The following is a 13,395-nucleotide window of genomic DNA, read 5'->3' on the forward strand; positions in this document are numbered from 1 at the left end:
GCACGGTATGATTTAAATACGGATTTTTTATCTCTAAAAATAGACCGTTTATCAAAATAAAAATTTTATATAAAAAATATTTTCAGTAATGTTTTTATTCTAATAAATGAAGGGAGATATCTTTATGGATATACTTGTTCTTGTATTAGCTATAGTTCTATTTACTGTTTTGGCATTCAAAGGTATAAGCGCTCTAATAATGGGTCCCTTAGTTAGTATAATCGTCGCTGTGTTAGCAGGTCTACCTGTTTATCAAACTATGCTCGGTCCGTTTATGGAAGCATCAAGCGCTTATGTTAAGAGCTTTTTCTTTGTATTTTTCTTAGGCGCATTATTTGGTGCCATATATGAAAGTACAGGCGCTGCCAAATCAGTAGCATTAGGTATTGTAAAAATGAGTAGAGGTAAGTTTACAGCTTCTATAATTACAATAATAACAGGTCTTTTAACTTTTGGTGGTATAAGCGGATTCGTTGTATTCTTTGTAATATATCCTATAGCTTTACACTTGTTCCAAGAAAACAACATTTCAAGAAAAATACTTCCAGGTGCTATTTCAGCAGGATGTTGGACATTCTCTATGATTGCTCCTGCTTCACCATCTATACAAAACGTAATTTCTTCAAGAGTTTTGGGTACACCTATGTCTGCAGCTTTAATTCCAGGTATCGTTGCAACTATTTTTGAATTGGCAGCAATAATAATCTGGTTAGAATACAGAACAGCTTACACAAAGAAAAAAGGTCAATTTTTTAATGATCCGACTCTAACACCTCTTCCTGAATCAGAAGATGTTGATATGAGCACAGATAAGTTACCAAACTTTATACTATCATTATTACCTATATTAGTTATAGTTTTAACATTTAATATATGGCCTGATATATTCCAAGTAGAAACTTCCGTTCTTTTAGGAACAATTTTAGCACTTATATTATTCGGAAAATATTTACCGGGAGTAGGCCTTGAAAGATTAATTAATCCTCTTAACAAAGGCGGATTAAATGGTGTAAATGCAATAATGAATACTGCATTGGTTGTAGGTTTTGGTGGAGTTGTAAAAGAAACTTCCGGTTTTAAAAGCCTTGTAGAAAATGTTCTTAGCTGGAATATGCCTCCGCTTATTTTCGTGGCTATAGCTGTTGCAATATGTGCAGGAGCTGTTGGCTCAGCATCAGGCGGTCTTACTATAGCTTTCCAAGCTCTTTCCGACACTTTCAAAGTTATGCACGTTAACCTTGAATATGTTCATAGAATTGGTGTTATAGCAGCCGGTACACTTGATACCCTTCCTCACCAAGGCGCACAAATAACATTGCTTAACCTATGCCACTTAACACATAAAGAAGGTTATTTGGATATATTCGTAACTCAAATACTGATACCTATACTTGCGTTGTTCATAGTTATACCTATATGTTCAATGGGATTATAATATTTATCAGTCAAGAGTTTAATATATAATCTAACAAAACAAAAACATGTTATCTTATATAATAAAACTATGAAATAAAAAATATAATATATTGTATTTTTCTAATAAATTCTGTTTAAAGGGGCTGTTGCATAATGATGAAAATCATAGCAACAGTCTCTATTTTTATACAAAATTTCTCTATGTTTAGGAATATCCATACACAAAATTTTTTACAGTCTCCTATATTGACAAAGAACCAATATTTCTTGTATATTCATCCTTTCTACTATGTTTTGGACTATCTGTACTTTTCCATCATCTTGTATGTATTGTTCTATATTTAGGTTTAATCTTAGTTGCATTATATTTGGTGCTATGATATACTCTGTAAGTGGTATTTGTTTTCTCATAATTACATTATACCATAAAAAAGCACGCTATTTCTTACGTGCTTTTTCTATTGCCTATATTTTGCAACAGCCCCTTTTTTGTAAGGACATTTATTACATTTTCTAATAAAATTATGAATAAATTGTATAATTATATAACATTAATATACATAGTTTATTTAAAAAAATAATTGTTATGATTTTTCATTATTCTATTAGGTGTTAGTATCAATATTAATCAAAATCTTTATAATCTATAAAAGCATTAACAAAATTAGTTGTTATATCTCTATATGTGTTGTCTTTTATGCCTGTAATAACGTCTTTATTGAAGTAATTTACAGGATCTTTTGTATAGTTGTACATATACATTGATACAGGCGATGTATCACCAAGCAATATCTGTATATATCTGTTGAGTGCCGCTGCCGATATATCCTGATGTATACCTTTGAGCGAAGTCAGTTTTTCATCTTGCACCGCATTGTTGAAATATATAAAATAATCCGTGTTGAACATATTTTGTCTGTCATTTTCAGTATAATATTTTGAATTTTTAAATATATCATAGTTAGGATCGGGTTTGTGATCTCCATAAAAAATAACTATTGTAGGCTTTTGTCTGCTATCTATATAATCCATAAATATTTTCAACTGTTCATCTGAATATTTTAAATTAGATACAAAATTTCTTATTTCCCAGCCATCATGTTCACTTAAATTATCTACTTCAATATCTTCACCTTTTTTACCCAAAAACGGTCCGTGATTTTGCACTGTTACAGATAAGATGAAATTATTTGTATTAGGATTTTCTTCAAGCTGTCTTCTTGTCATATCAAATATTGTTTTATCTGACATCCACGCTCCTACCAAATCATCTTGTTCTTCTTTAGTAAACATAGTTATGTCTATAAATTTATCTATTCCTAAAAGAGGGTACACTCTATCTCTGTCCCAATAGTCGGCATTATGATTGTGTATACCTATGGTTTTCATATTTCCTACATAATCTTTTAAAAAATATGCCAAAGAATTAGTCTGTTTTTCCAATATTGATGTGAACACTATACTTCCTCTTGCAAAATATCTTGCCCCATATCCTGTCATCACTTCATATTCTGTATTTACAGTACCGCCACCGACTGTCGGTGTGTGCATTATTCCGGATATGCCGTTATTTTGATAATAATGCAAATTATCACTTATATGCTCGTCATGAACAACAATACCGTTTTTTTCAAGTTTATCCTGATATTTAGGTAAATCAAAAAAAGTTTCGGATTGAATTATTACAACGTCCATATTATTTTGCTTATTAAACGGATAATCTTTCAATAATCTGTCATTTATGTCAATTTTAGCCAACTCTTCTTTTTTTGCCGTTTTTATAATTCTTTTTATAGCCTGTTCTTCATTTTCATATTTTCTTAAATACGTCTGTGTCAATATCTTGCCTGATATCAGTAAATTACCGAAACTTGAAGTGGATAATGCTGAAGAAATTTCACTTGTAAATGTAAAAAAAGAAATTATAAAAATAAGAGGAAAAATTTTTATATATTTCAAACGGAATAGTCTATCAATGTCAAATAATTTATCATCAATATCATTTTGCTCTTCCAAAGTGTATTTCATCTTAAAAAAATCTATTATATCAACATATTTCTTGCTTAATATGACAAATATTACATAAACAACCAAAATTAAAGCTATTTTGGTATAAGGTATTTTATCTAAAAACAGTCCCGCTATATCTCCTGCGGCTTTAGCGAGCTTAACATCAAAAAAACTTATCTCCGCAAGCTGAAATCTGACTTTAGTTACATTACATATAGCAAGTAATACAGGTATAAATGAAAATATTACTATATTTCTTTTATACTTTTTATTTGGATTTGATACAAGAATATTGATAAATAAAAACAGTAAAAACGAAAGCAACATATTTTTTGCTCCTATGCCGTTGAGCCCTGAATACTCATATATAAAAGACATAGTAATTGATGCAATCAAAACATATATAACATACATATTTTTAACTCCCTTGTCTATGTATTTCTTACAATACCTTTTTGTATTGTAATATTATGGCATTTTTTACAATAGACCTCGTATAATGTTTATAAATTTCATATATGGAATCATACAGTCTACCAAGGTGACAAGTTCGGTAAACTGCATAATTAAACTTTGCTATAATAAAAATGATTTATTTGAAAACAAACTGTGTTCCTTTTAATTTAGCGGATATGTTGATACTATATAACAGCCTTTATCAAAATTGTGGTTCAATGTACCGTAACCACATTTGATAGTTTCACCTGAAAAATATTCAAAAACAGTCATCGGTTTTAATTCTAATGACAATAATGTGTTTTTTCTCATAATCATTACATATACTACTTTTTCAGGATCGTCTTTGAAATATCTTTTATATGAAAATACATCATCATTCAAGTAGAAAAACTCAATCTCTCCGTCTACCAAAATATTATTATTTTTTCTTAAACTTATTAATTGTTTGTAAAAATTGAGTATTTCTTCGTTTTCTTCTCCCCAAGGAAAACCTCGCCTGTTATCAGGACACATCTGTCCTGTTTCACCAACTTCATCCGCATAATATATATGTGGTACTCCTGCAAATGTCATTTGAACTGTTACTGCTGATTTAAAATTAATTTTATCAAAGTTCAGCACATTTATGCACCTTGGCGTATCATGAGTAGATATGAGATTCATATTGGAATAAAACGCCTCTCTCGGATAATTTTCCCAAAGAGTTTTAAAATTCTCAGCTATTTGATAACCGTTTATATTACCGTTTAGGAAATTTTGCACATTTTCTTTAAAAGGATATCCCATAACTGAATCTAATTGATGTCCCATAAAATATTTCTTACGCTGTGAATATGCAGTCTTATTTGACGCATCCTCCCATACTTCGCCAATAAGTACGGATTCTTGATCCACTTTTCTCATATTGGCTTTAAATTTTTCTACAAATGAACCGTCAAGCTCATCTACCACATCTAATCTCCAACCTTTTACTCCAAGAGATGTCCAATGATTTAAAACGGAATTTCCCTCGCCCATAATGAAATTTTGATAAGATTCGTCCATACAATTTACCTTTGGTAGTGTATTAAAACCCCACCAACTTTCATATACATTCGGATACTCTTTAAAATAATACCAGCTATAATACGGTGAACTCTTATCTTTTTTGGCAGATATAAAATATTCGCTGTCATCTCCCGTATGGTTGAAAACTCCATCCAATATTATTTCTATATCTCTTTTTTTAGCTTCTGCTATAAGTTTTTTAAAGGTTTCTTCATCTCCAAGCATAGAATCTATCTTGTGATAATCTTTTGTATTATATTTATGGTTGGAGTTTGATTCAAATATCGGATTAAAATATATTACATCTATCCCCAATAATTTTAAATAATCCAATTTTTCAATAACTCCATATAAATTTCCACCATAAAAATCTTGCCTTACAAGCTCTTTTTTTTCATTTATAATATTCATCGGTTTGTCTTTCCAAGTAGCATATATGAAGCTGTTAGGCTTATATGCTATCGGCGTCTTGAAAGGATTGTAAAATCTGTCAGGAAATATCTGATATATTATTGCGTTTTTATACCACTTTGGTACTGTAAAATCTTCATATACAGTTAATTGATAGTCTATATCATAATTTTTTTGTATAATTCTTGTTTCTCTTGGTTCATTTATTTGAAAATGGTAAAAATAAAGCATAGCTTCATTCGGAACAAATTCAGTTTTAAAACCGAATTTTCCATTCTTTTCAGCTTTTTGCATAGGAATGGATACATATGGCATATCATCTCTTTTTATAACTAAATACGCCTCCAAAGTATCCGGAGATTCTATGAAAAACTCTATTTTTTCACCTAACTTTACTGCGCCTACAGGACATTTGTATTGTTCATCAAGGCTATTATAATACATACACTTCTCCTATTCTAAAAAAATTTATACAGGTTATATTTTATACATAAATCATAAAAAAATCAAGCACCCGATAATTTAGGGTGCTTTGAATTTATACCTGCTTAATTTGAAAATCTGCCACTTATTTGCATTTAATATAATATAATTTTTTTCTTACCAAATAAAAAATTTAAGAATTTTTTAAAAATAGAATTTATTAAAAATCTCCGTTAACATTCCATATTTCTTTTGCGTATCTCTTAATAGTTTCATCTGATGAGAATATTCCTGCATTTGCTGTATTTATTATAGACATTTTATTCCATTTTTTCCTGTCTTTGTACATACATCTAAGTTTCGCAGATGCTTCTTTATATGAATGGAAATCTTTCAATACATAATATCTGTCATTTTCTTTCAACAGTGAATCATATAAATCTATGCCGTCATAACCGAGCTTAGGTAAAAATCCGTTTACAAGAGAATCTACTACCATTTTTATATCTTGATCATTTTGATATATATCAGACGCATTATAATTATGATTTGATTGATAATCAAGCACTTCTTCTTTATTAAGACCGAATATCATAATATTATCATCGCCTACCTGATCTTTTATCTCAATATTTGCACCGTCAAGTGTAGCCAATGTTATCGCTCCGTTAAGCATAAATTTCATATTTGATGTACCTGATGCTTCTTTTGTTGCTGTAGATATTTGTTCACTTATATTTGTAGCAGGTATTATACGTTCTGCCAAAGATACATTATAATTCGGTATCAAATATATTTTTATTCTGCCTTTTACTCTCGGATCCGTATTTATATGATATGCCAAAGAATTTATAAATTTAATAACTTTCTTTGCCCTGTAATATGAAGATGCGGCTTTACCTCCGAATATAAAAGTAACAGGTTGCATTTTATAATCAGGTTCTCTTAATATTTTATGATAAAGATATAATATGTGAAGTGCATTTAAAAACTGTCTCTTATACTCATGAAATCTTTTTATTTGAACATCATAAATAGATTTAGGATCTATATCAAAATCATATCTTTGTTTCATATAATTAGAGAAATTTTCTTTATTTATATTTTTTACTCTCTCTATTTTGTCAAGCATTGTAGAATCGTCTTTATAATCATTGAGTTTTGCTAATTCAAGAGGATTTTTTCTCCATTCTTTGCCTATTGTTTCATCTATCAAACTGCTCAATGTAGGATTGCAAGATTCTATCCATCTTCTGTATGATATACCGTTAGTCTTATTGTTAAACCTGTCAGGGAATAAGAAATTTAGATCCTTCATAACTTCTGTTTTTAACAAGTCTGTATGAAGCTTTGCAACCCCATTTGTAGAATGTGACATTATTACTGATAGGTTCGCCATTCTTACATAACCGTCTCTTATTATTGAAGTATTTCTTAATTGCTCTTCTGTCAAACTGCTTGAATATTTATCATTAAATCTTCTATCCAGTTCTTCCAATATCATATATATTCTTGGAAGCAGATTTTTCAAGAAATGCGCCGGCCATTTTTCAAGCGCTTCTTGCATTATTGTATGATTTGTATAACTCATAGTAGCTCTTGTAATCTCTATTGCTTCTTCCCATTCAAGATGCTCTTCATCAAGCAATATTCTTATAAGCTCAGGTATACAAAGTGCAGGATGAGTATCATTTATATGAACTGCAACTTTGTTTGGAAATTCAGATATAGAAAGCTTTAATTTTTTAAAATCTTTCATTATACTTTGTAATCCTGCTGATACAAAGAAATATTCCTGTTTTAATCTCAACAGTTTACCTTCATCTGTAGAATCATCAGGATAAAGAACATTAGTTATCTTTTGTATCTCTATTTTTTTCGCTTCCAATTTTGAATATTCTACTGAATTTAATTCACTATCTTCCAAGATTAACTCTGCTGACCAAAGCCTAAGAGTATTTATAGTCTTATCATCGTTTCCTATTATAGGCATATCATACGGTACTGCATGAATTATTTCATATCCTTCGTGTATAGGTTTTAAATTGGCATCCATTCTGACAGTTCCGCCAAATTTAACTACTTCTTTTCTATTTTCTTTTCTTATTTCCCACGGATTTTTGTTTCTAAGCCAATCATCAGGCCACTCTACTTGATTGCCGTCGCTAAATCTCTGCTCAAACATACCGTAATTATATCTTATACCATTTCCATTACCAGGTATTCCAAGACAGGCACAAGAATCCATAAAACACGCTGCAAGACGACCAAGACCTCCATTTCCAAGTCCAGGTTCTCTTTCAGACTCTAATATATCTTCAAGTTTAAATCCAAAATCTTTTAATACATCTGTTACATCTTCAAGCATTCCAGTTTTTAAAAGTGTTTCTTTCAAAAGACGACCTATCATAAACTCCATTGAAAAATAATACACTTGTTTTTCAAGATTATCTCTCACTTTATCTTTACATTTTATCCAATCCCCAGATATATAATATCTTATGGTTTTAGCAAGAGATTGATATATTTCTCCTGTTGAAACTGTGTCTATAGACTGTGAATAATCTTTTTGAATTTGTTCTGCTAAATCTTTTTTGAATTGTTCCTTATCGATTTGCATAAACCCTCCCCATAAAAAATAAATAAAAACCACTCTATATTGTAGTAGTTTTTTGTTCAAAATGCAATCTATTTTTTTATTGTCTCATCTTTTTTGAAGTAAATTTAAAGTTTTAAAACTTGCAACTTTAAACTAAATTAATTTTAGGTATTTTACCCTAATAAAAGTATTACGTGACAAAAATATAAATAAACTCTTTCCATTTATACCTTATTTTATATTTTTTAGTCAAAAAATGATTTATTTTTCTATAATTTTTTAAAAGATTTGTATATCATAATTAGAATTTTTTGTATAAACAACATATGCTATTACAATTTGAGTGTTATTAAATATTATAATGGCAAAATATTTATAATAATGATATAATTAATTGCAAAATATATTTTAATATTACATTAAAAAATATCTATAATTTAATTAGATATTAGTAGTATTTATTTGATATTTACACTGAGAATTTAAGGAGAGATTATGGATTTTAAAAAATTATTTAGTGCTGTTAATCTAAAAAAATTCTTATCAATAAATATAGGTACACTCATAGTAGCTGTTTCTATACATTATTTTTTAGTCCCATCCAATCTTGCTGCCGGTGGTGCATCAGGATTTGCAATATTGTTGACATCCGTGATAGATATTCCAATATCTATCATATTGTTTGTATTGAATTCTATACTCCTGATACTCGGATTTATAACAATGGGAATGCATTTTAGTGCAATGACTATATATGTAAATATTATTATGTCTGTTTTTTTGAGAATTATGGAGACAATCTCCCCTATGAATATTCCTATAACTGATGATTTATTTATCAATCTTATGTTCGGTATATTAATATCAAGTATAGGTATGTCCGTTGTTTTAAATAGTGGAGGTTCTACAGGCGGAACTGATATTCTTGCAAAAATTATTGAAAAATATACAAAGTTTTCTTTTGGAAACGGACTCATTATATGTGACGGACTTATAACGCTCGGCGCCTGCTTTATTTATGGTCCTAAACTCGGTATGTACGCTCTGCTCGGTGTAATAATGAACTCTTTTATGATTGACTGGTTTATAGAAGGTTTTAATTCAAAATACAGCATAACAATAATTTCTGAAAAAATAGATATTATAAATAATTTTATAATAAAAGACTTGGGCAGAGGTTCTACTATATATATTGCACAGGGCGGATATTCAAGTGAACCAAGAAAAATACTCAATTCAGTAATGGATAGAAAAGAATATATAAAACTGCATAACTTTGTCAAAAAAATTGATGACAGAGCATTTTTATTTTTATCTAAAGTATCTGAGATAGAGGGTAACGGCTTTACATATGATATTGATTGATACCAATAAAGCCTTTATACTAAAAATTAATAGAATAATTTATATTTCTATTTTTAAGAATTTATTAGCTGAGTAAAATTAGATATATCTAAAATAAATAAATTATATAAATGTATCCATTAATCAAACGGATATTCACATTAATACTACTATATAATAAAATTATGGATAAATAATATCCATTATACAACATTAACGTAAATGCTTTATTTTAAAAATTAATTATTATAAATTTCTATTATTCTATAAGATTTCAGTATAAAAAAAGGATGTATAATAAATATGGGGTATGAGAAATAAAAAAAATATAGTTGAAATGGTAGTAAAATATAATCAAAAATAAAATATATCTCAAAGGGACTGTTGCAAAATATAGGCAATAGCCCCTTTTTTTTATACCAATTAATCCCATACTATTTACAGACTTATCATATAGCCATGATGTATAACTTGAGTATTTATATAAAAAATGATATACTTTTTATAATATATTAATAACAAAATCTAACTTTATATAAATAATAGATTAAATTTATTATTACTCAACTATATTTTATAAAATCGTTATTAGTGATAAATTTAATCATATAAAATATAACTTTATACTTAATATATCATACAAATTAATCAGCTTATGAATTTTTTTCTTGAATTTTTGGTATATATAAAGTATACTCATATTAAATTTAAAAATTTTACAAAAGGGAGATTTCTAAAATGTCTGTAACTTACAATAACAATGATGGTAAAGTAATAATAGATAAAGAAGTTATCAAAAAAATTGCCGGCTATGGAGCCAAAGAATGCTATGGTCTTGTCGGTATGGCATCTAAAAACAAAGCTACCGGCATAGTGGAACTACTTAGCCTGTTTGATTCAAGTAGAGGTGTAAACGTACAAATAGAGGATGATTTAGTATACATCGAGCTGTTTGTAATAGTACAATACGGTACAAAAATATCAGTAGTAGCTAATAATCTTATAGAAAAGGTAAAATATGATGTAGAAATGCAGACAGGACTTAAAGTAAAAAAGATATCTGTAAATATTCAAGGAGTAAGGGTATCAAAATAAATATATTTAAAGGAGCAATTTTATAATGCAAAAAATTAATTCAGCTTTACTCAAAGACATGTTTTTAGGTGGAGCTAATAACCTTATAAATAATAAAGCATATGTTGATAAACTCAATGTCTTTCCCGTACCTGACGGAGATACAGGTACAAACATGTCATTGACTTTAAAATCAGCTGTAGACGAGATAAATAAAAATACATGTTCAACTCTAAAAGAGCTTGGAGATTCTATTACAAAAGGCTCTCTTATGGGAGCAAGAGGTAATTCCGGCGTTATATTGTCACAAATATTGAGAGGTTTTTCAAAAGCCATAGAAAACAAAGAAGAACTTGATATACGTGATTTTGCACTATCTTTGGACAGTGCAAAAAAAGTGGCATATAAAGCTGTAATAAAACCGGTAGAAGGAACTATACTCACAGTTATAAGAGAAACAGCCGACTATGCAAGAGATGTCTATACCAACTATGATAATTTTTCAGTTTTCTTTGACGATTTACTCAAAAAAGCTAATGAAGTCTTACAAAAGACACCTGAATTATTAAAAGAATTAAAAAATGCAGGCGTTGTCGATTCAGGTGGACAAGGTTTGATATTTTTTATAGAGGGTATGGTAAAAACTTTCAAAGGCGAAGAATTGAAAATACACGATGATAATTCCAAATCATCAGAAAAACTTTTTGAAGAAGACATTCATATACTTGACGAAAACCCAGAATTCGGTTACTGCACAGAATTCATGCTCAACACTGAAAAGTTGGAGCCAAATGATTTAAAAGAGAAAATTGAGCATATGGGAGATTCTTTAATAGTAGTCGGAAGCGACAATATAATAAAAGTCCATATACATTCAAACAATCCCGGAAAAGTACTTGAGATAGCAGGAGAATTCGGAGAATTAGATAGAATAAAAATAGAAAATATGCGCTTGGAATTCAAAGAAAGACTTGAACAAAATAAAGAGGCAAGAAAACATTCAGACAATTTTGAAGAAATAGGCAAAAGCCAAAAATCATTTTCAATAATATCTGTTTCTGTCGGAAAAGGCTTAAACGATATAATGAAGGATTTCGGAGTTGACTATATAATTGAAGGCGGTCAAACAATGAATCCAAGTACAAATGATTTTTTAAACGCCATAGAAAAAATCCATCAAAATGATATATTTATATTCCCAAACAACTCAAATATAATAATGGCTGCTAATCAGGCAAAAGAACTGAGTGAAAAAAATATAAAAGTAATACCTACAAAAAATATACCTCAATGTATACAAGCACTCATATCTATGAATACATTTATGTCATTTGATGAAAATGAAACTCTTATGAGCGAAGCAATACCAAATGTAAAAAGCGGGCAAGTAACATTCGCTGTAAGAGATACTGTTTCAAACGGCTTTGACATAAAAAAAGATGATTTCATAGGTCTTAGTGAAAAAAAGATACTATCTTGCGAAAAAGATGCCAATACCGCTACAATCAACTTAATAAAATCTATGATAGACGAAAACTCTGAAATAATATCAATATTTTATGGAGAAGATATAAAACAGGATAAAGCGGATTTATTTAAAGAAGAACTTCAATATGAATTTTCTGATCTTGAAATAGAATTTTATTACGGCGGACAGCCTATATATCAATATTTAGTAAGTATTGAATAAATTTTTTTAAAATTATAATTATTTTTCATATAAAAAAATATTTGAAAAAAAAGCAATATTGTTGTACAATATTTTAGTATTGCTAAAAATGATTTTAAGAAGTTATTTGAAATATAACTATCATAAAATAAACTCAAATAAAAAATTATAAAATAATATTAATTTTTCTTAATTAATAACAAGTTACTACAAAAGCTAAAGGAGATTTGTAAAAATATGGCAAGTATGTATAAACAATGGTGTAAAAAAGCTTATGAAATAACTACTCAAGCTGAATATGATGAATTTTGGAATTGGTATTTACCGATAGAAAAAGATATATATGACGAGCTTTTAAAAAATAAGGACACTGTGTATAGTGGCAGTGTAAAAGAGCTTGCTCAAAAATTTAATGTAGAACCGCTCACAATGATAGGTTTTATAGATGGTATAAATTCAAGCTTGAAATCAGAATATAATATGGAAGATATGGAAGAAGATACAAATGTATCCTTTGATATAGATTTTGAAAAACTTTATTTTAATATGCTTGATGCCACAGCAGAATGGTTGTACAATTTGGAAGGCTGGGATAATATACTTACTAAAGAAAGAAGAGAAGAAATCACAAAAGATTACAAACGTAGTAAAATAATAGTAAAACCTGAAAAAATAGGAAGAAATGATCCTTGTCCATGTGGAAGCGGTAAAAAATACAAAAAATGTTGTGGAAAAGATATACAAGAATAATTATATAGATAGTAGGTTCTGTCCTACTATCTTTTTTATTAAACAATATTTTTTATATTAAATATCATTTAACACTAACACCTCATAGAATAATAGATAATTTATATGAAAAATCTATAAATAGTGTTATATTTTTATTAAATTTACACAACACTATTTTTTATATTCCTATTAAGTTTTAGTATAAATTAGA

The 13,395-nt window shown here is 28.6% G+C and carries 9 protein-coding genes; 5 read left to right on the forward strand and 4 right to left on the reverse strand.

Annotated elements, in window-relative coordinates; all coding sequences use genetic code 11:
- The first annotated feature begins 124 nt into the window (after positions 1-124).
- Entirely contained in the window at positions 125-1,435 is a 1,311-nt protein-coding gene (locus HMPREF9630_RS03280; protein WP_009527110.1) for a GntP family permease, read from the forward strand.
- 212 nt (positions 1,436-1,647) lie between these two features.
- On the opposite strand, the gene HMPREF9630_RS03285 is transcribed toward HMPREF9630_RS03280, so the two are convergent.
- The 4 genes from HMPREF9630_RS03285 to HMPREF9630_RS03300 form a co-directional block, all read right to left on the reverse strand.
- On the reverse strand, positions 1,648-1,827 hold the full coding sequence (locus tag HMPREF9630_RS03285; RefSeq protein ID WP_009531367.1) for a hypothetical protein: 180 nt from the start codon (positions 1,825-1,827) through the stop codon (positions 1,648-1,650).
- Between the two features lie 213 nt (positions 1,828-2,040).
- Positions 2,041-3,840 carry an LTA synthase family protein gene (locus HMPREF9630_RS03290; protein ID WP_009527111.1) on the reverse strand — a complete coding sequence of 600 codons (1,800 nt, stop codon included), beginning with the start codon at positions 3,838-3,840 and terminating at the stop codon, positions 2,041-2,043.
- 204 nt (positions 3,841-4,044) lie between these two features.
- Entirely contained in the window at positions 4,045-5,787 is a 1,743-nt protein-coding gene (locus HMPREF9630_RS03295) for a glycoside hydrolase family 13 protein (protein ID WP_009527112.1), read from the reverse strand.
- 199 nt (positions 5,788-5,986) lie between these two features.
- Positions 5,987-8,386, reverse strand: a complete 2,400-nt coding sequence (locus HMPREF9630_RS03300; RefSeq protein ID WP_009527113.1) for a glycogen/starch/alpha-glucan phosphorylase — start codon at positions 8,384-8,386, stop codon at positions 5,987-5,989.
- Between the two features lie 474 nt (positions 8,387-8,860).
- Between HMPREF9630_RS03300 and HMPREF9630_RS03305 the strand changes: the two genes are divergently transcribed.
- The 4 genes from HMPREF9630_RS03305 (at position 8,861) to HMPREF9630_RS03320 (ending at position 13,202) form a co-directional block, all read left to right on the forward strand.
- On the forward strand, positions 8,861-9,730 hold the full coding sequence (locus tag HMPREF9630_RS03305) for a YitT family protein (RefSeq protein WP_009527114.1): 870 nt from the start codon (positions 8,861-8,863) through the stop codon (positions 9,728-9,730).
- A 717-nt stretch (positions 9,731-10,447) separates the two neighbouring features.
- Positions 10,448-10,804 carry an Asp23/Gls24 family envelope stress response protein gene (locus tag HMPREF9630_RS03310; RefSeq protein ID WP_009527115.1) on the forward strand — a complete coding sequence of 119 codons (357 nt, stop codon included), beginning with the start codon at positions 10,448-10,450 and terminating at the stop codon, positions 10,802-10,804.
- A 25-nt stretch (positions 10,805-10,829) separates the two neighbouring features.
- A complete protein-coding gene (locus HMPREF9630_RS03315; RefSeq protein WP_009527116.1) occupies positions 10,830-12,473 on the forward strand; it encodes a DAK2 domain-containing protein in 1,644 nt (547 codons plus the stop codon).
- Positions 12,474-12,689: 216 nt separating this feature from the next.
- Positions 12,690-13,202, forward strand: a complete 513-nt coding sequence (locus HMPREF9630_RS03320; RefSeq protein ID WP_009527117.1) for an SEC-C metal-binding domain-containing protein — start codon at positions 12,690-12,692, stop codon at positions 13,200-13,202.
- The last annotated feature ends 193 nt before the right edge of the window (positions 13,203-13,395 follow it).

This window comes from Peptoanaerobacter stomatis (assembly GCF_000238095.2).
Lineage (GTDB): Bacteria > Bacillota > Clostridia > Peptostreptococcales > Filifactoraceae > Peptoanaerobacter > Peptoanaerobacter stomatis_A.